At 49.1% G+C, this 19,149-nt stretch carries 13 protein-coding genes and 1 tRNA gene; 7 read left to right on the plus strand and 7 right to left on the minus strand.

Annotation, left to right across the window (positions count from 1 at the left end; genetic code table 11):
* Nucleotides 1–21 precede the first annotated feature (21 nt).
* Nucleotides 22–351 carry a 2Fe-2S iron-sulfur cluster-binding protein gene (locus tag AACT35_RS07675; protein WP_065709944.1) on the plus strand — a complete coding sequence of 110 codons (330 nt, stop codon included), beginning with the start codon at nt 22–24 and terminating at the stop codon, nt 349–351.
* Nucleotides 352–648: 297 nt separating this feature from the next.
* Entirely contained in the window at nt 649–3,150 is a 2,502-nt protein-coding gene (gene ppsA, locus AACT35_RS07680; RefSeq protein ID WP_099240336.1) for a phosphoenolpyruvate synthase, read from the plus strand.
* A gap of 168 nt (nt 3,151–3,318) precedes the next feature.
* On the opposite strand, the gene AACT35_RS07685 is transcribed toward ppsA, so the two are convergent.
* Nucleotides 3,319–4,173 carry a GIY-YIG nuclease family protein gene (locus AACT35_RS07685; protein WP_099240338.1) on the minus strand — a complete coding sequence of 285 codons (855 nt, stop codon included), beginning with the start codon at nt 4,171–4,173 and terminating at the stop codon, nt 3,319–3,321.
* A gap of 250 nt (nt 4,174–4,423) precedes the next feature.
* Between AACT35_RS07685 and AACT35_RS07690 the strand changes: the two genes are divergently transcribed.
* Both AACT35_RS07690 and cysK read left to right on the plus strand, forming a co-directional pair.
* On the plus strand, nt 4,424–4,792 hold the full coding sequence (locus tag AACT35_RS07690) for a DUF2237 family protein (protein ID WP_030006051.1): 369 nt from the start codon (nt 4,424–4,426) through the stop codon (nt 4,790–4,792).
* A gap of 173 nt (nt 4,793–4,965) precedes the next feature.
* The gene (gene cysK, locus AACT35_RS07695) at nt 4,966–5,925 is read left to right on the plus strand and encodes a cysteine synthase A (protein ID WP_012305882.1); all 960 of its coding nucleotides are present in this window, start codon (nt 4,966–4,968) and stop codon (nt 5,923–5,925) included.
* Between the two features lie 97 nt (nt 5,926–6,022).
* Here the strand turns inward: cysK and AACT35_RS07700 are convergent, their stop codons facing one another.
* The gene (locus AACT35_RS07700; RefSeq protein WP_030006049.1) at nt 6,023–8,197 is read right to left on the minus strand and encodes a glutamine synthetase III family protein; all 2,175 of its coding nucleotides are present in this window, start codon (nt 8,195–8,197) and stop codon (nt 6,023–6,025) included.
* A gap of 95 nt (nt 8,198–8,292) precedes the next feature.
* Nucleotides 8,293–11,115: a cation-translocating P-type ATPase gene (locus AACT35_RS07705; protein ID WP_099240340.1), complete on the minus strand. Its 2,823-nt coding sequence runs from the start codon at nt 11,113–11,115 to the stop codon at nt 8,293–8,295.
* Between the two features lie 380 nt (nt 11,116–11,495).
* Here AACT35_RS07705 and AACT35_RS07710 point away from each other — a divergent pair, with 380 nt between their 5' ends.
* Nucleotides 11,496–11,957: a pentapeptide repeat-containing protein gene (locus AACT35_RS07710; RefSeq protein WP_012305879.1), complete on the plus strand. Its 462-nt coding sequence runs from the start codon at nt 11,496–11,498 to the stop codon at nt 11,955–11,957.
* 47 nt (nt 11,958–12,004) lie between these two features.
* Nucleotides 12,005–13,717: a glycosyltransferase family 39 protein gene (locus AACT35_RS07715; protein ID WP_099240342.1), complete on the plus strand. Its 1,713-nt coding sequence runs from the start codon at nt 12,005–12,007 to the stop codon at nt 13,715–13,717.
* Between the two features lie 102 nt (nt 13,718–13,819).
* On the opposite strand, the gene AACT35_RS07720 is transcribed toward AACT35_RS07715, so the two are convergent.
* The 4 genes from AACT35_RS07720 to AACT35_RS07735 all read right to left on the minus strand — a co-directional run bounded on the left by AACT35_RS07720 (nt 13,820) and on the right by AACT35_RS07735 (nt 17,988).
* Nucleotides 13,820–14,419: a superoxide dismutase gene (locus tag AACT35_RS07720; RefSeq protein ID WP_099240344.1), complete on the minus strand. Its 600-nt coding sequence runs from the start codon at nt 14,417–14,419 to the stop codon at nt 13,820–13,822.
* Between the two features lie 276 nt (nt 14,420–14,695).
* A tRNA-Ala gene (locus tag AACT35_RS07725) sits at nt 14,696–14,768 on the minus strand.
* 73 nt (nt 14,769–14,841) lie between these two features.
* Nucleotides 14,842–15,765, minus strand: a complete 924-nt coding sequence (locus AACT35_RS07730; protein ID WP_065715793.1) for an ABC transporter ATP-binding protein — start codon at nt 15,763–15,765, stop codon at nt 14,842–14,844.
* A gap of 705 nt (nt 15,766–16,470) precedes the next feature.
* Nucleotides 16,471–17,988, minus strand: coding sequence for a SagB/ThcOx family dehydrogenase (locus AACT35_RS07735; protein ID WP_099240463.1), 1,518 nt, complete (start codon nt 17,986–17,988; stop codon nt 16,471–16,473).
* Nucleotides 17,989–18,037: 49 nt separating this feature from the next.
* On the opposite strand from AACT35_RS07735, the gene AACT35_RS07740 reads away from it, so the two are divergent.
* The gene (locus AACT35_RS07740; protein ID WP_065715792.1) at nt 18,038–19,078 is read left to right on the plus strand and encodes a hypothetical protein; all 1,041 of its coding nucleotides are present in this window, start codon (nt 18,038–18,040) and stop codon (nt 19,076–19,078) included.
* Nucleotides 19,079–19,149: the final 71 nt, after the last annotated feature.

A 19,149-nucleotide genomic window follows, 5' to 3' on the forward strand; every position in this document is an offset into this window, starting at 1 on the left:
TAATGAGAGAAAACACCAACCATGCCGACTATCACCTTCGGAAATCAAACCATTACCTGCAATCAAGGCAATAATTTACGTAAAGTTCTGCTAGCCAACAAAATTAGTCTTTACAATGGCAATGCAAAAACTATCAATTGCCATGGCCTTGGTACCTGTGGCACCTGTGCTGTCGAAATTACTGGCCCTGTTTCAGCCCAGAGCTGGAAAGAAAAAACACGCCTCTCTCTCCCGCCCCATAACCCAGACAAAGAACGGCGTCTGGCTTGCCAAGTTAGCGTAGAAGGGGATATTACTGTCAAAAAATATGATGGCTTCTGGGGCCAGGGAGATACTGTGGTCAGTGACTGATTGCAACCTTGATCAATATTGATAAAAACCAATCAACTTGGGCGGCGAGACTGGGAAAAACCTAGTCTTTTTCTTTTTTAAAGCGCCTTGACTTATCTTGAAAAGGTTAAAAATATCTTAAATAAAGATAAGAAAAAAATATTGTCTTTTTAGGCAACATCAAGCTTGTTTTTCTTGATGTTTTTTCATTAAACAGAAGTGAAAGGTAAGGATATATTTCATTTCTGTAAAGGGCTCATTTTAAGTCTTTTAGGATCGAGGTGTACGGAGAGGGATGATTAAGGAGTTTTTATCGTTATGGTTAGCACTCTTAACACGGCTACGGCTTCTGATGCGAGAACCGAAGCGCTCGTTTTGTGGTTTGAGGAGGTTGGTTCCCTGGATGTGGGTCTGGTTGGCGGCAAAAATTCTTCCCTTGGGGAAATGATTCAGCAGTTACAGCCCCAGGGGGTCAATGTTCCAGGCGGATTTGCGACGACGGCCCATGCCTATCGGCATTTTGTTAAATCTGCGGGCTTAGAGGAAAAGTTGCGGACATTGTTTGCAGATTTAGATACGGATGATGTGGCGAATCTCCAAGCACGGGGGCGGCAGGCACGAGCTTTGATTTTAAATACGCCGTTCCCCCAGGATCTCCAGGTGGCGATCGCCTCTGCTTACAAAAAAATGTGTGAGCGCTATGGGGCTAAATCTGATGTGTGCGATCGCTTTGAGGGGGCAGACAAACAAGCCTGCGAAGACAGTGCCCACAACGTCGATGTGGCGGTACGTTCCAGTGCCACGGCAGAGGATTTGCCGGAAGCCAGTTTTGCGGGACAGCAGGAAACTTATCTGAATGTCCACGGTGTCAAGGGCGTTCTCGAAGCCTGCCACAAGTGTTTTGCGTCGCTGTTCACGGATCGAGCGATCGCCTACCGGCAGCACAACGGCTTCGATCATTTTGAAGTGGCCCTATCCGTCGGTGTCCAAAAAATGGTGCGCTCCGATCTCGCCACCTCCGGCGTAATGTTCTCCATCGATACCGAAAGCGGCTTTAAAGATGCAGCGTTCATTACTGGAGCCTATGGCTTGGGTGAAAACGTGGTGCAAGGCGCAGTCAACCCCGACGAATTTGTCGTCTTTAAACCCACCCTGAAAGATGGCTTTAAACCGATTCTCGAACGTCGTCTCGGCAGCAAGAAGATTAAAATGGTCTATGCCGATGGTGCAAAACTCACCAAAAACGTCGATGTTCCCGAAGAACTCCAAAATAAATTCTGTGTCAGTGACGAAGATGTTCTCACTTTGGCACGTTGGGCGACCACCATCGAAGAACACTATTCCAACGTCCGGGGCCAATACACGCCGATGGATATTGAATGGGCAAAAGATGGGTTAACGGGTGAACTCTTTATCGTCCAAGCTCGTCCGGAAACGGTGCAATCCCAGAAAGCTGCCAACGTGATCCGCACCTACAAGCTCCAAGAAACTGGTAGCGTCATTGCCCACGGTCGCAGCGTTGGGGAAATGGTCGGTCAGGGGGAAGCCAACGTAATCCTTGATGTGGATCAAATTAAACTCTTCAAACCCGGTCAAGTGCTGGTCACCCGCCGCACCGATCCCGATTGGGAACCGATCATGAAAAAAGCGTCGGCGATCGTCACCGACCAAGGCGGACGCACCTGTCACGCGGCGATTATTGCCAGAGAAATGGGGATCCCTGCCGTGGTGGGTTGCGGTGATGCCACGACCTTGGTGAAGTCTGGTCAAGACGTAACCGTCTCCTGTTGTGAAGGGGAAGACGGCAAGATCTACGAGGGTCTGCTGAAGTTTGAAGTGGAAGAAACGTCCCTTGAAAATCTGCCCACCACCAAGACCAAAATTTTGATGAATGTGGGTAACCCCGAACAGGCTTTTTCGCTCTCGCCTTTACCTGCCGATGGTGTTGGTTTAGCTCGCCTTGAATTCATCATTGCCAACCACATTAAAGCCCACCCCAAAGCCCTCATCCACTTTGATGAACTCGAAGATCTCATGGTGAAAAAAGAGATCGCCGAACTCACCCATCTCTATGAAAATAAAGCTGATTTCTTCGTGGATAAACTCGCCAGTGGCATCGCCATGATTGCCGCCGCATTCTATCCGAATCCGGTTGTGGTTCGTATGTCCGACTTCAAATCCAATGAGTATGCAAATCTGCTCGGCGGTCGTCAATTTGAACCGACGGAAGAAAACCCGATGATTGGCTGGCGTGGTGCTTCCCGCTACTACGATCCTAATTATTCTGAAGCCTTTGGTTTGGAATGCGAAGCCTTTAAGATTGCCCGCAATGAAATGGGTCTGACGAATATTATTCCGATGATTCCGTTCTGTCGCACCCCCGAAGAAGGTCGTAAAGTGTTAGCTGAATTGGCAAAACATGACCTCCGCCGTGGGGAAAATGGACTGCAAGTTTACGTGATGTGCGAATTGCCCTCTAACGTGATTCTCGTGGATGAGTACAGTGAAGTCTTTGACGGTTTCTCCATTGGCTCCAACGACCTCACCCAATTAACGTTAGGTTTGGATCGCGATTCTGCGCTGGTTGCCCACATTTTCGATGAACGGAATGAAGGGGTAAAACGCATGGTTCGCATGGCGATCGAAGGGGCGAAAAAATATGGTCGCAAGATCGGTATTTGTGGTCAAGCTCCCTCTGATTATCCAGAATTTGCTGAATTTCTCGTTGAATTGGGCATTGATTCCATCAGTTTGAACCCTGATTCTCTCCTGAAAACTAAGTTGGCGATCGCCGCTTTAGAACAAAAACTCGGTCGATAGAGTTACAGGTTGAATCTTTTTATCCCGTATTAATGTCCCTTCTCCAACCACCGTCTTGGGGAGGGGATTTTCCTACGGCCCAATACAATAGCTCAATTTACATTGCCAGTCCTGTCGGTCGGTATTATTGGAACTGAATTATAAAATTCATTCTTTAAGTTTAGACTTCTAGTTCTTCCACAGAATAGGAATAGGATCAATATTGATGTTTATTGGAGATAATTCTTGACATTTATAATGTGAGATAAGAGTTTTTTCTTGTATTTCTAAAAAATCTTCAGGTTTCAATGCGCGAATGGTGACATTTGCCAATTTCCAAGGAATAGCTCTCTCTTTAAAGAAAGCCAACTGATGCAGACCATTTTCTGGAGTAATGTCAATTATTACGCCATTGCATCCGATTTCCCAATGATTATTATAGGTGCGATTTTCTAATGCTTGCCTACGTGCTTTTCTACTGCCAACACGATGAACTTCGCCATAGATTTTGCTTACATATTTAGTTCTTTTTATTTTTAAAGAAGAACCTTTATTTTCTGCTTGAAACTTTTTGATGATTGCCGCTGCTCCTTTTTTTGTACAATTTTGAGCGTCGAATTTAGCATAAACTGTCTTTAAGCGACTACTAGGATTTTCAGATATCCCAATAACACAGATTTTACGTGCAATTTTTCGCAACAACTGCTTCAAAATAACTTCAGACGGAATAACTTCAGGTGTTTCAACAATTGTAGAATTGAGTAATGGTTTGTATTTCTCAATAAAATGTTTTTCCGCAGTTTTTAAATCATCTAGATTTAAAATAATCCAATATAATCTAATTGGATATTTTTCATTGATTTGATCCAATTGAAACTTACGATGATGGTTTCTCCACCTTTTTTCTAAATCTTTTGCCTGACCAATGTATTGAATGATATTTTTCGAATCAACAACAAAGTAAATAGCTGGACAATTTGGAAGCTGCCTTAAGTCCGACCACTCGACAAAAGATAGTTTTTCGATTTCTGCACTAATTTTCATGCTGTGATACTCCTTTTATTTGTCCAAATATATTGAAAAACTTCAAATTACTAAACTAAAAATAAACGATGATCGCCGCTTTAGAACAAAAACTTGGCCGCTAGATTCCTAGATTAAATCCCTTGGCTTTCCCTTCTCCAATCACTAAATTGGGGAGGGGGTTTTCCTATGGCCTAATCTGCGTTACCCGTCGTGTCGGTCGTTATCATTGGAATTGTCCACCCTTGCAATGAGGATTTTTTTAACCCCGATGACAGACGCAAAAAACGTTTTAGGAACTGCCCTCCAGCCTTGCAGTACCGACCCCTTAACTGGATTTTATCGAGATGGCTGCTGCACCACTGGCGCAAATGATTTTGGCCGCCATGTGGTCTGTGCAAAAATGACGCCAGCTTTCTTGGAATTCACCAAAAACCAAGGCAACGACTTGAGTTCCCCCGTGCCCCAATACCATTTCCCTGGCCTCAAACCTGGCGATCGCTGGTGTCTCTGCGCTGCCCGCTGGCAAGAAGCCTTTGAGGTCGGTGTTGCGCCCCCAGTTCACCTCGAAGCCACCCACGCAAAAGCCCTAGAAATTGTTCGCCTCGAAGATCTACAGCACCATGCCTTGGTTTCCTAACGGAGCTTGGATTACTGCCTCCAATTCAGGCCAGTCTCTGCCCCTAAACCAAGGGCCGATTACCCCAAATTTTCTCAAACAGTTGAAGGAACATCTTTTCAGGGGAGTCGGCATCTATAATGAACATCGGTTCGCCATTCTGTTTCACCCCTAGCGGCACAATCTCACCCACCATGAAAATTGCCAAGAACATTACCGAATTAGTAGGAAAAACGCCCCTTGTGCAGTTAAATCGTATTCCTGAGCAGGAAAATTGTGTTGCCCAGGTTGTGATCAAATTAGAAGGGATGAATCCAGCCGCCTCCGTTAAAGACCGCATTGGCGTCAACATGATCGAAGCTGCCGAAGCCGCTGGGGAAATTACCCCCGGTAAAACGATTTTGGTGGAACCGACTTCCGGGAATACAGGCATTGCCCTAGCGATGGCCGCCGCCGCCAAAGGCTATCAGTTAATTTTGACGATGCCAGAAACCATGAGTATGGAGCGACGGGCCATGCTCCTCGCCTATGGAGCACAACTCGAACTGACCTCTGGGGATGCGGGCATGAGTGCTTGTATCACCAAAGCCCAGGAAATCGTCGATACCCTGCCCAATGCCTATATGTTGCAGCAGTTTAATAATTTGGCGAACCCCGATGCCCACCGCAAAACTACAGCCCTCGAAATTTGGGAGGATACGGAAGGGAAAGTCGATATGATCATTGCTGGAGTCGGTACCGGTGGCACAATTACCGGAATCGCCGAGGTGCTAAAAAAATATAAGCCCGAATGCCAGGCGATCGCCGTTGAACCAGCCAATAGCCCCGTACTTTCTGGTGGTAAACCCGGCCCCCACAAAATCCAAGGCATCGGTGCGGGTTTCGTCCCCAGTGTGCTCAATCAAACCATCATCGATGAAGTGGTGACGGTGACCGACGAAGCCGCGATTAATTTTGGTCGTCGTCTAGCTAGGGAAGAAGGTATTTTATCGGGCATTTCAACGGGGGCCGCCCTCTGTGCCGCGATCAAAGTTGCCCAACGTCCAGAAAACAGTGGCAAACTCATTGTTGTGATCCAACCAAGTTACGGGGAAAGATACCTGAGTACTCCCCTTTATCAAGATCTCCCTGCCAACGTGATCCATTCGGTTTGAACTCGTTTTTCCATGCAAAAAAAACCCTCTACATTGCCAGAGAACATAGAGGGATTTTGAATTTTATTTAATGATTGACTCAATCGAGATGAATCATCTACTTAATAAACAGCATTTCCTGGTAAGTGGGCAGGGGCCAGAAGCTGTCTGGTAGTTCATTTTCCAACAGATCTGCGTAGCTACGAACCTCATCCATCAGAGGACGAATGGTGCTCGCGCAATAGTGCATATGCTCTTCTGTGGAAGCAAAATCTTCTTTTTCAAAGGCAGCACTGAGCTTTTCGGTGGCAGCCATCAGGTCATTGGTAAGACTAGAAACGGTTTCTGCACTTTTCTTCTCGAGGGAAATGCCGAGATTCACAAGGGCAGTGATGGTACCTGACAACTTAGACAGGTATTCTACAGCGGCAGGATAAACCATGGTTTTTGCCATGTTCATCACCAGCTTGGCTTCCACTTCGATGGATTTAATGTACTGCTCGGCGTACACTTCAAAGCGGCTTTCAAGCTCCACGGGGGTCAAGACTTTGAGTCGGTCAAACAACGCTCCAACTTCTGCTTCCTTGAGCACAGGTAGGGCATCCGCCGTCGTGGGGAGGTTACGTAAACCGCGCTCTTCAACGGCCATCCGGTGCCATTCTTCGGAGTAGCCATTGCCACCGAAGATCACAGAACCATGTTCGTTCATGATTTCCTTGAGAACTGTGAGGATGGCTTCGCTGATTTCTAATCCCTTTGCTAATTCACTCTCAAGGCGATCGCCAATCCACTCTAGGGAATCGGCCAAAATCGTATTGAGTGCCACCAAAGGCCCAGACACAGACTGGCTAGAACCCACAGCCCGGAATTCAAAGCGGTTCCCGGTAAAGGCAAAGGGAGAAGTCCGGTTGCGATCGCCCGCATCCTTAGTCAGTTCAGGCAGTACCGCCACACCGAGATCCATAACCCCTTTCTTCTTCGACTCAGAAACAGTGCCATTTTTGATTTGTTCAAAAACTTCCTCCAACTGAGAACCGAGGTACACAGACATAATGGCGGGGGGGGCTTCATTGGCACCAAGGCGGTGGTCGTTACTGGCATTGGCAATTACCGCCCGCATCAAAGGCCCAAACTTATGGACACCACGGATTACCGCCCCACAGAAGACGAGGAACTGAGCGTTGTCATGGGGAGAATCGCCCGGATCCAGCAGGTTACCCTGGGTTGCATTCCCCACAGACCAGTTCACGTGCTTACCAGAACCATTGATCCCGGCAAAGGGTTTTTCGTGGAGCAAGCACATAAAACCGTGCTTTTTCGCCGTGGTTTTGAGGGTGGTCATGATCAACTGTTGGTGATCACTGGCCACGTTTGCCGCTTCAAACACAGGCGCAATTTCAAATTGACCCGGTGCCACTTCATTGTGACGGGTTTTTGCGGGGATACCGAGCTTATACAGTTGCGCTTCCACATCCTGCATAAAGATTTGTACCCGCTCAGGGATGGCCCCAAAGTAATGATCATCAAATTCTTGGCCCTTAGCCGGAGACTTACCGAAAAGGGTACGACCAGCCAAGAGAAGATCCGGACGTTGGTGGGCGAAGTTAGAGTCAACGAGGAAATATTCCTGTTCTGCCCCACAACTGGAATTGACCCGGGCGATTTCGGTGTGACCCAACAGTTTTAAAACTTTCTGGGCTGCCTTATTCATGGCATCGATGGAGCGCAGTAGGGGCACTTTTTTATCGAGTGCTTCCCCAGTCCAGGAGACGAAAACGGTAGGAATACAAAGGGTCGAACCATTTTCGGTTTCCATGATGTAGGCCGGACTGGTCACATCCCAAGCCGTATAACCCCGTGCTTCAAAGGTGTCACGGATCCCGCCGTTGGGGAAAGAAGAACCATCGGGCTCCCCTTGTACCAGTACCTTACCGGAAAATTCGGAGATGACTTTTCCATCGCTCTGGACAGAGACGAAACCATCGTGTTTCTCTGCGGTGAGGTTGGTCATCGGGTAGAAGACGTGGGCGTAGTAGAGAGCGCCCTTAGACATCGCCCAATCGCGCATCGCTGTGGCCACAGCATCGGCCACGGAAGGGTCTAGTTTTTCACCAGAAGTGATGGTGTTTTTGATAGATTTAAAAACGGCCTTTGGGAGACTGGCCTGCATCTTACTCAGATCAAAAACATTAGTAGCCCAAGCTTCTTCGAGCTTAATGGGCGGTTCACACTTGATGGGGGTACGATTGGTAATTTGCTGAATCGCTTGAACACGGGCGGCGTTTCCAGTCATAGGTTTTTCCGTAGATCTAACCGCACCATACTACCCAAGACTAATCCTAAAAACAGATAAGATCTATACAGAAATCGAATTCACTTTTGTTTTTTTCATCTGCTTTTTGGGGGATTTTTCCAAGCCCAATACCACTGGATCACAAGTTTTTCTAATTCTACCCAAACAAAGAGTAGGGTACTGACCCCCAAACAAATTAACAGTTGCTGGCCAGAGAGACGTTGGGTATCGAAAAATAGCCGTAGGGGTTCGACATAGATCAGCATGAGTTGGAGGATTGTTGTGGCGGCCACGGCAATGATTAGGTAGGGATTCCTTAGGGGATTACTGGTTAGGGTCAGTTGGGTGCGGGAACGGACGGCGATCGCATGGCCCATTTGCGAAAGACAGAGGGTCGTGAAGACCATGGTTTTCCAATTATCGGGGTGGGCATTGTAGCTATAGGCCATGAGGGCAATGCTGATCACGGAGAAAATCAAGCCAATGCGCAGAATATAAGCGCCTAGCCCCCGCGCAAAAATACTCTCCTGGGGATTAAAGGGACGGCGTTGCATCACGTCAGGTTCAGCGGGTTCGATGGCGAGGGCCAGGGCGGGTAAACCATCGGTGACGAGGTTCATCCAGAGGATTTGCAGGGGAATGAGGGGCACTTCGGATAAACCGATCAAGGGAGCAGCGGCAATGGTAATTACTTCGCCGATATTGCTACCGAGAATGTATTGGATAAAGTGACGAATATTCGTGTAAACGACCCGGCCTTCTTCGGTGGCGGCGACAATGGTGGCGAAATTATCATCAAGGAGCACCATGTCACTGGCTTCTTTACTGACATCGGTGCCCGTGATGCCCATGGCAATACCAATGTCAGCTTGTTTAAGGGCAGGGGCATCATTAACCCCATCTCCGGTCATGGCGACAAATTTACCGCGACTTTGGAGAGCCTGGACGATGCGCAACTTATGTTCTGGGGCCACCCGTGCATAGATACTCACGGTTTCGACCATGGCTTCTAGATCAATCTGGGAAAGTTTACTGAGCTCTAACCCTGTGAGGGCCTTGGCGTCTGGGGTTGCAATGCCCAATTGTTGGGCGATCGCCTGAGCCGTAAGTTGGTGATCACCGGTGATCATCACGGGCCGAATCCCGGCGGCACGACATTTCGCCACGGCCTCTTTGACTTCCGGACGGGGCGCATCCATCATCCCCACTAGGCCCAGCCAAACCATTTCCTGTTCCGCATTTACCTCAGCTTGGGCTTCTGGTATATGGGTTAAACAACGTTGAGCAAAGCCCAAAACCCGTAAACCTGCCTGGGCCATTTCATTGTTGCGCTGGAGAATCGCGGCCCGGTCTTCTGCTTGGAGGGGAAAAATACCTGTGGCGGTTTGGTAGGTTTGACAGCGCTCCAGCACCAACTCCGGCGACCCCTTGCAGCAGAGCAAATAAGCTGCCGTTGATTCAGCTTGGTCAGGGTTTGGCATGGCGCAAATAACGCTCATACGTTTGCGTTCCGAGGAAAAGGGAAATTCTCCCAAGCGGGGCCATTCTTTCTGGAGAGCTTCAGCAAAAAGATCCCCTTTGCCAGCCAGACTCAGTAAAGCCCCTTCTGTGGGGTCGCCAATAATCAGCCAATCCTGGTCGTCTTGTTTTAAAACGGCATCATTGCAGAGGACACAAGCCCGTAATAATTGCTGCACTTCGGGATGTTGAGTTGGATTGAGGTTTTGATCCTGGGACAAAAATTCGCCAATGGGGGCGTACCCTTCCCCGGTAACCCGGAGGGACTGGTCTTGGGTTTCTAGGCGCTGTACCACCATTTTGTTCTGGGTGAGGGTACCCGTTTTATCGGAGCAAATGGTATCGACAGAACCAAGGGTTTCAACGGCAGGCAGTTTTCGGATCAGGGCCTGGCGTTTCACCATGCGCTGGGTGCCAATGGCGAGGGTAACGGTGATAACAGCGGGCAGACCTTCTGGGACGACGGCCACGGCCATACTCAGGGAAACTTCGATTAATTCTTTGATGCGACTAAAATTGCCCACCTGGAGGCTACCGAAAACCACCACCAAAATCACGAGGATAAGTGAGCCGGTGACTAGAATTTTGCCGAGGTGGGCCATCCGCTTTTGGAGAGGGGTTTGGCTAGCTTTGACGCTTTGGAGCATTTGGGCAATCTTGCCGAGCTCGGTGCTCATTCCAGTGGCAGTGACCAAGATCTTGCCCCGGCCTTGGAGGACTTCTGTGCCTGAAAAAACCATATTTTGGCGATCGCCTAGGGGCGTATCCGCTGCGAGCCCCACTGGACAAATCCTTTTGGTGACGGGGTTGGCTTCTCCGGTTAAGGCTGACTCGCGCACTTGGAGCTGGGCCGCTTCGAGGACGAGACCATCGGCACTGAGTTGGGAACCAGCTTCGATAAACATCAGATCTCCGGGCACCAACTGGGCCGCTTTGACTTCAGAAAATTGCCCCCCACGACACACCCGCACCTGGGGAGAAGACATTTTTTTGAGGGCGGCCAGGGCTTTTTCGGCGCGACTTTCCTGCATGAATCCCAACAGTCCATTGAGAACCACAATGGCCATAATGGCGATCGTATCCTTGAAGGGAACCGTTCCTTCCGGTAAGGCATTGGCACGGAGTTCTACAAAATCAATTACCCCAGAAATTAGGGCCACGACAATCAACATGATCAGCATCACATTTTTAAACTGATCGAGGAAAATTTCCCAAATATTACGCCCCCGACCGGCTTCGATTTCATTGGGGCCATAAAACTGTTGACGTCGTTCTACCTCTGGCCCTTCTAGGCCCTGTTGTTCATCCGTTTGAAATACTTGGAGGACATGGGCGATCGCCTGATGGTGCCAAGGGGCCGCTGGGTCTGGTAAAGAAGTCTTTTCGTGGAGATCACTCACAATTACAATCCAAAAAAATATCGCTCAAATATTATCCGTAATCATAAAGGTTATCGCTCGAATATTGCTTTAAACTGGCAAAAATTATGAATTTTTGTTATACTATTAGTAACGGTCATTTTTCGACAGTAGCAAGACAAAATGTAACGGCTTTTGGCGAGAGTCAAGCAGGCAATAGAAGTTGTGAAATAATAAAAGTAAGGGACTTTGTACTCTGCATCAGAATTGATTTTTCGCTAAATTTTTTGGGGCAATAATCGACTGTGACGTCAGCTCCAATGATGTGAACAAGTACCCGCCGAAAGCCGATGACCTAGGCAACAAAAAGACCGTCGAAAAACTGGCTCGGTTTTGTGCAAAATTGGCAGGAGGAAATCAATATGAAACGCCTATTATTAGCCCTCGCAACCCTCACAATGCTCTTGGCGATCGCCAAGCCAGCTAGGGGCGAAAACCCAGACCACGTCAAACGTCTGTTGGAAACGGGTGCCTGCCAAGGCTGTAACCTCATTGGTGCGGATCTCAGGGAAGCGCACTTAATTGGGGCCGATCTGCGGGATGCGAATCTCAGTTATGCCAACCTCGAAGGGGCCAACCTCGAAGGGGCTGACTTAACGGGTGCGAACCTTTCTGGGGCCGACTTTACCGATGTTTTTCTCACCAATGCGGTCTTAAACTATGCGCGAATTAACCGGGTAAATTTCACCGCAGCACGGATGTATGACACCCATGTTTTTGGGGCTGTGATGGAAGATTTAACCTTAACCGATGCGGAATTGTTTAATACCGACATCAGCGTTGGTGGTAGCTACGAAGACTTTGAATTGCCCGAACAACAATAAAGAGTAATCTGCTATTGTCCTTTCAAGACTGATCGGTGAAAGGCACCATGGCAAGCTCCCGAATATTTTCTCAGAAAGATTTTTATCTACTCGGCATTTGGGTGGGGTTAGGAACGTTATTGCGCTTCTGGAACCTCACCCTTAAGTCTGTGTGGGGAGATGAGTGGGCTACTTTAGTCTTTAGCTTGGGCCACGGTTTCCGGGAGATTCCCTTAGACCAGTTAATTTCTGCGGATCTTCTCCTGGCACCACTCCGCTATGAAACTGGCACGAATCTTGCGACAGTCAGCGAGATGCTCCTCAGTGAGAGTAACCATCCGCCTTTATACTACTGGCTGACCCACCTCTGGCTCGATTTGTGGAGTACAGACGGGGAATTAATCAGTATTTTTATGGGGCGATCGCCGGCTGCTTTTTTTGGGGTTTTACTCATTCTGGTGGTGTTCGGAGTGAGTGCCTGGGTTTTTAAAAATAAATGGGCGGCCCACGGTGGGGCGATCGCCATGGCCCTGTCCCCCTACGCCGTTTATCTTTCCCAGGAGGCCCGTCACTATACCCTGGCCATGATCTGGATGACCCTGTCCTATGGATGCGTTGCAAAAATAATCCAAGCTCAACAACGGTCGCACAAAATTCCGTTTCAAGTGTTATTAGGCTGGCTAATTGTAAATACTTTAGGGGTAGCCAGTCATTATTTCATGGTGCTATCGCTCTTTGCGGAAGGACTCGTTTTACTCTTTTTTTATGGTCAGGATTTAAGAAAAAATTGGCCCCAAAAATCTCTTGCAAAAATCTTTTTTCCAGGCTATTGGCAACGGATTTTTTGTGGGGTGATCGCCTCGGCAATTGTCGTTTTTCTGCTGCTCAACCACTGGCAAAGCCAAAATAATGACGAACTGACTTCCTGGCTCAATCAAGACTACGGTTGGGGGTTAGGAAATCTGCTGCCACCGCTCCGTTCCTTGGGGTGGGCTTTGGGGATGATTTTTATGCTACCCATCGAAGCAGATCAAACTTGGTTAGTGGTGGCCGCGGCGATCGCCCTTTTGCTGATTTTGCTCTGGTTTATTCCTAATCTGACAGCGGCATTCCAACAAAGCTGGGCACAATTAGAAGTCAAAATTTTCACAGGTATTATTCTTGCGAATCTGGTCACAATTCTTGGCATTACCTATGTGCTGAAATTGGATATTACCCTAGCTCCCCGCTACCATTTCATTTATTTCCCAGCGTTAACGATTCTATTGGGATTTTTCCTGGCGCAGATGGGAAAAAATATCGCCTGTTCTAAGTTATTCTGGCCCAAAAATTGTCGTCTCAGTGCCCTAATGATTGTGGGTTTAATGGGTTTGAGTAGTTTGTGTGTCAATGTCGATCTTGCTTACCGGAAACCCGAAAATAATCAGGCGATCGCCCAAGTCCTCCAACAAAATTTAGACTGGAATGACCCTCAAATTTTTGCGACCCATTACTACGAAATTGCCGTAACCCGCACCCAGATGGGCCTTGCCTGGGCTTTGCATCATCTCGATCCCAGCCTGCAACCCCGGTTTTTAATTCTCGATAACTTTTTCAAACAAGATACAGCCGCCAAAGTCCTTGCTGAAACTGCGACTCAGCTCACGGCACCAACCCAGATCTTGATGTTTAATACCCATTTTGCGCCCCCAGAATCCATCTGTCCGTTGCAACCAGAAGCAGGGCAAAAAGTGACCGGATATCGCTATCGTTTGTATTTTTGCGATCCTTCTTCTAATTAATTTCCCCATCACCAAAAAAAGAGACCTACCCGTGGTAAGTCCCTTGTCAGTTAAGTTAGATATTCTGAAAAACCAAATGAATCTTAGGATTCAAACAAGACGTTAGGCCGCTGCGAGGTTAGCCGCCGCGAAATCCCAATTCACAAGACTGGTGAGGAAGGTGTTGATGTAGTCGGGGCGACGGTTTTGGTAGTCGAGGTAGTAGGCGTGTTCCCAAACGTCCATGGTGAGGAGGGGAGTTTGGCCTTCGGTCATGGGGTTGCCAGCATTGCCAGTTTTAGTGACCTTGAGGGTGCCATTGTCGAGGACGAGCCAGGCCCAACCACTACCAAACTGGGTGCCACCAGCGGTTTTGAAAGCCTCAACGAATTTATCGAAACTACCGAAGTCGGCGTTGATTTTGTCGGCGAGGGCACCAGTGGGTTGACCACCGCCACCGGGCTTCATGCAGTTCCAGTAGAAGCTGTGGTTCCACGCTTGGGCAGCGTTATTAAACAAACCTGCTTTGGCGGGATCTGCAGCTACGGCTTTGATTACGTCTTCGATACTTTTGCTATCCATGTCGGTGCCAGCTACGGCATCGTTGTACTTGGAGACATAGCTCGCATGGTGCTTATCGTGGTGAAATTCTAAGGTGCTCTTCGAGATGTGGGGTTCGAGGGCAGTGTAATCGTAGGGTAATGCAGGTAGTTCGTATCCCATGGTGGTGTTTTCCTCGTTGGAGTTTGCAGGATGCTTCAGAGATTTCCTATCTCAGGAAGATTCTGAAGTGAGAGTTGTTCGTAGAACGTACTGATTGAGATCTTAGCATGAACATTTACCGACCCTGGGTAGAGACATCCGCACCCTGATCCGCTGTGGGGCGATCGCCAAAACCTGATTTTTTACTGCGACAGTTGGGCACAATGCACCACGACAAAAGACCCCTGGGCGATTGGGCACCAGAGGTCTTTGATTTTCTGAAGATAGTTTTTTCGATGGAGATAACCGGACTCGAACCGGTGACTTCTTGCATGCCATGCAAGCGCTCTACCAACTGAGCTATACCCCCTTAGGCACGGATAATATATTGCCCTAACTATTTTAGGCTTGTCAAGCTTTGGGGGAAAAAGTTTTGGCTCACCCTAGCTCATTTGGGCTTCGGGGACGGCTTGCTGGTGGTTTTGGGTGATTTCGACATAGATATGTTCGAGCTGAATGCCTTGGCGGGCAATGGAATCGATGGGAATGCCCTGAAAAATATCGAGAATGTCTGAAAGTTCTAAGGCTTCTGGTAGCCAAAAGGCGAGATCACCACCATAGTCCCGTTGGGTAAAGCCGGCGGCGGTGCCCTTGGCGATCGCCCCTTCTCTGTCCGTCGTTTGCAGCAGGACAACTTCCTTGGCGGGAATCCGTTGGCGTAGTTCCGGGAGCGTCCCCTCGGCGATAATTTGTCCCCCTTTCAGAATGCCAATGCGCTGGCAGAGTCGCTGAGCTTCATCCAAAAGATGGGTTGTCAGCAAAATCGTCATGCCTTCATCCCGGAGCCGCTGGATCAGTTGCCAAATTTCATAGCGGGTTTCGATATCTAGGCCCGTGGTCGGCTCGTCTAAAATCAGCAATTGGGGTCGGTGCATCAGGGCAATGGCAATGTTCATCCGCCGTTGCATCCCGCCACTGAGGGTTTCGACAGGAGCACCGTGGCGATCGCCGAGACCCACTGCCTCCAAACAAGCGCCGATCTGCGCCTGACAATCCTGTTTCGACAGCCCATAGATGCGACCATAAAACCGGAGATTTTCTGCACAGGTCAGGGTTTTGTAGAGCAAATTTTCCTGGGGGGCGACACCGATGATCTTTTTCGTGGCTTCAGAAAGAGGAGAAGCGGCAATTTCAATGGCACCACCGTCGGCCTGGAGTAAATTACACAGGATATTGATGGTTGTGGTTTTCCCGGCTCCGTTCGGCCCCAGGAGACCATAAATTTCCCCGGTGTCGATCCACAAATCGAGGCCCTGGAGCACCGGGCGTTGGCCATAGGCTTTTGTGAGGTTGTTAATTTTCAACATAGGCGATCGCCTTTTTTCCCAATCTTAACCGTTGGGGAATTTGAGGGGCTATAAGTCCCGCGCTCTATCGCTTCGATGAGCGCCGGAATACTTCGGCAAGAGTTCGGCGAGGCTCGCTCACTCGAGCTGCTCAGTAACAACATGGACTCCTCAAGGTTGCTGAGTGGGGTTCGATGCCCTCGAAGCAGCCAGATTCGGTAGCCTTTTGATATGGTCTCGAATCAGTTCAGCGCTAGAGCTCCCCCGTTCTTCTGGATTTCGCTCTAATTTGTCCAATTCTTGCTGAGTCAATCGAACTCGAAAAACTTTACTTCTTGCTATTGTTGCAGTCTCCTTGTACTACAATGACTGTATCAGCTAACCACTGACTAGATTGACTCAAACAAACACGTCTTAGTAGCGTGGTGAACAGCGCAAACTCTAGGAACGGTATTGAACCTTGATAATTGGTAGGGCGTTGCATCAGGAAGAATGACAATACTGTCTGAAGCCACTGATGCGTAAAACCAATTTGGTTGCGTTGTACAGAACTTTGGTTCCTTGTACATAGTCTCCGTGGGGCATCAGGAGACTCTAAACTGCCTGTGGACGTATCCATAACGGGGAATGGCAACATTCTAGGGAGGACGGATGAAGCAGGAAATTGATCGAGAGCGATCTTGAGAAGCCCGCTCTGTATGCGTAAGCATCAGAGTCGGGAGTATGTCACCCTTGCTCTGGTACACCGAGGGTCGTAACATAGAGCACCGCCTCATCATCGGGAATGCCGAGAACCTCATTGACTTGATCATCAAAGAAGCCTCCAATGCCACTGACCCCCAAGTCTAGCTGGATTGCAGCGAGGTTTAAGCGTTGTCCCAATTGGCCTGCATCCATGTGTAAGTATCGATAGGCGCGATCGCCATAGCGACTGACTGCTGCCCCTAAATCTGCCGTGTGAAAGACCAAGGCCGCCGCATTCCGACCTAAATCTTGACCTAAACAAAGGTAATGCAACTCTTCGCGAAAATTTTTAAAGCGTATTTGCCGCAGTGCCTGGGCCTTAGGCGCATAGTAGTAGCAACCCGCCTCTAAACCCTCGACCCCAGAAACCGCCACAAAGGTCTCGATCAAACTCAAGTCAAAATAGTCCGGATCGCCTAGTAGACCCTGTTCTCCATAGTCCTCAGGATGATAGGTAAAGTGGAGTATCAGTTGCAATTCTTCGAGGGTGAGGTCTTCCCCGGTGTAGGCCCGGGTCGAGCGCCGTTTTAACAGGGTTTCTTCTAAATCCTCCTGGTCTTCGCCCCAGTCAATGCGCTGACGATAACGATTTTCGGCATCAGTATTGGCGAGGGAAACCTTTAAGCAAAATGGAAAATTATATTTATCTTCCAACAGATTCGGTTGGTGGGGGGGTACCGGAGCCTTGGCCTGAATCATCGAAGCTGCATGGAGGGCTTTGAGTAGCTCGTCTTCTGCCAAATCAGGGTAATTGAAGGACACAGGGGAGGGTAAGGCGGTTTTGCCGTGACTGGTTGCTTGGGGTTGTGGATTGAGGGCCATAATACTGGTCACAGCCTCTGTTTCACCATCAAGATAGAGGAGTTGATTCATCAGGCGATCGCTAAACCCACCGATGAGATGCGGACGAAACCCATGGGCTGTGGCTGCCAGGTTCACATTGCCTAGCAAATGGCCCGTATCTAGAAAAATGCGACGGTAAGCCCGGGCTTCATAGCGCCAAGCCGAGCGATAAAAAATTGCTGTCGTTACTAGCGCGAGTTGGGTCTTTTCGAGGGCCGGATGGCGAAAGCAAGCTTCTTGGAGATCGACCCAACAGTGGTTATCCCAAAAGCGCAACAGGGTATGGGTTTGGGGCTGGTAGTGGTAAAGGCCCGCCGGGAGCAATTCAGTACCCCGGGAGATGAGATACAATTCCGCCGGATACAGCCCCCCCGCTGAAGGAGCGGTTCTGAGGTAAACAAAATCTCCCCCAAAAGTCGGAATTTTGGCGGTCAGCCCGTAGCTCAACAATAATAGATAGGACAGGTTTTCCCATTGGGGCTCATTGCGGTCAAGTTCTAAATAGGGCTTGAGATCGTAACTGGTGCCAATTTTGTAGCCTTTGAAGGGACTCGGCTGCTGGGACCAGTCTAGGGATTTGCCCCGCTTGGAAAGGGTTTGGGGATCGTATTTGGTGCGTTGGTGATAATGGGCTGAGAGGGGTAAAGATCGGCTCATTTTTTCCCGAAAGCAAGAAAACTCTTCCATTATCCCCCTTGCTTCCCCCTTGACGGAAACTTTTTTCCCGGCGATCGCTTCTTTAGGTAGCATGAAAGGCAAGGCGATCGCCCTTTGGAGTTTTCGGTTATTGACTATGAAAATCACTGCTTTACGATCGATGCTGCTACTTGGTTTGTTCAGTAGTGGTGGCATCCTGCTTGCTCCCTCCCCCAACCAAGCCCAGACCCTCCTGGCCCAAGGAAATCTTACCCTTGCCTTTGGCCTGAACCAAGCAAAAAATCTCGCCCGCCAAGCCGCAGAGGATGCCAATGGTGGCCTGAGTCAATATCGGGCCGAACCTTCCATGCATGGTGATCCCTTGGCGTCCCCCTATGTGGACAATGGCGATGGCAGCTATACCTTTACCTTCCGGGGACGGCAACCGGCATCCACGGATTATGTCTACGAAACCGTTGTAACGGTCACTGACGATGGCACCGCAACCATTGATTACAACGGGCCAATTCGCTCTGATAATTTCAACAGCACCAATATCGCTGCGGCGAGCCTCGACCTCAACCAAGCGAAGAACCTCGCCCGCCAAGCTGCAGAACGGGAGAATGGTGGTCTGAGTCAATATCGCGCTGAACCCTCCATGCATGGTCTAGCAGAGCAATCTCCCTACGTTAGCAACGGTGACGGCAGCTATACCTTTACTTTCCAAGGCCGCCGTCCCGAATCCCTTGATTACACCTACGAAACAGAGGTCAAGGTGCTGACGGATGGGAGTACCCAGATTCTTTACAATGGCGACGTGCGTACCAGTGACAGTACCGTAGATTCCGGCGCGACTATTGTTGATCTCAATCAGGCGAAGAACCTCGCCCGCCAAGCTGCAGAACAAGAAAATGGCGGTTTGAATAACTACCGGGCTGAACCGGCAATGCACGGCAATCCCAATGAGTCTCCCTATGTACTAAATGCCGATGGGAGCTACACGTTCACCTTCGAGGGGCGTAGACCCGGCTCCGTTGACTACACCATTGAAAGCGTTGTGACTGTTACCCCCGATGGCACCGTAACCATCAACTCCAACACGAGTCTGTAAACGGCCCATTTCATTGAGAAACAATTAACGGCGAGACCTTCCTAAGGAGGCCTCGTTTTTTTGTGTCGGGG

The sequence above is a fragment of the Synechococcus sp. BDU 130192 genome, assembly GCF_963876085.1.
In the GTDB taxonomy this organism is placed as follows: domain Bacteria; phylum Cyanobacteriota; class Cyanobacteriia; order Cyanobacteriales; family MRBY01; genus MRBY01.

Bases quoted from the DNA above. Each gene is read 5' to 3' on its own strand.
- AACT35_RS07730 (WP_065715793.1), bottom strand. From the start codon at position 15,765: ATGTTGAAAATTAACAACCTCACAAAAGCCTATGGCCAACGCCCGGTG.
- AACT35_RS07700 (WP_030006049.1), bottom strand. From the start codon at position 8,197: ATGACTGGAAACGCCGCCCGTGTTCAAGCGATTCAGCAAATTACCAAT.
- AACT35_RS07685 (WP_099240338.1), bottom strand. From the start codon at position 4,173: ATGAAAATTAGTGCAGAAATCGAAAAACTATCTTTTGTCGAGTGGTCG.
- AACT35_RS07735 (WP_099240463.1), bottom strand. From the start codon at position 17,988: ATGAGCCGATCTTTACCCCTCTCAGCCCATTATCACCAACGCACCAAA.
- AACT35_RS07690 (WP_030006051.1), top strand. From the start codon at position 4,424: ATGACAGACGCAAAAAACGTTTTAGGAACTGCCCTCCAGCCTTGCAGT.
- AACT35_RS07675 (WP_065709944.1), top strand. From the start codon at position 22: ATGCCGACTATCACCTTCGGAAATCAAACCATTACCTGCAATCAAGGC.
- ppsA (WP_099240336.1), top strand. From the start codon at position 649: ATGGTTAGCACTCTTAACACGGCTACGGCTTCTGATGCGAGAACCGAA.
- cysK (WP_012305882.1), top strand. From the start codon at position 4,966: ATGAAAATTGCCAAGAACATTACCGAATTAGTAGGAAAAACGCCCCTT.
- AACT35_RS07710 (WP_012305879.1), top strand. From the start codon at position 11,496: ATGAAACGCCTATTATTAGCCCTCGCAACCCTCACAATGCTCTTGGCG.
- AACT35_RS07720 (WP_099240344.1), bottom strand. From the start codon at position 14,419: ATGGGATACGAACTACCTGCATTACCCTACGATTACACTGCCCTCGAA.
- AACT35_RS07715 (WP_099240342.1), top strand. From the start codon at position 12,005: ATGGCAAGCTCCCGAATATTTTCTCAGAAAGATTTTTATCTACTCGGC.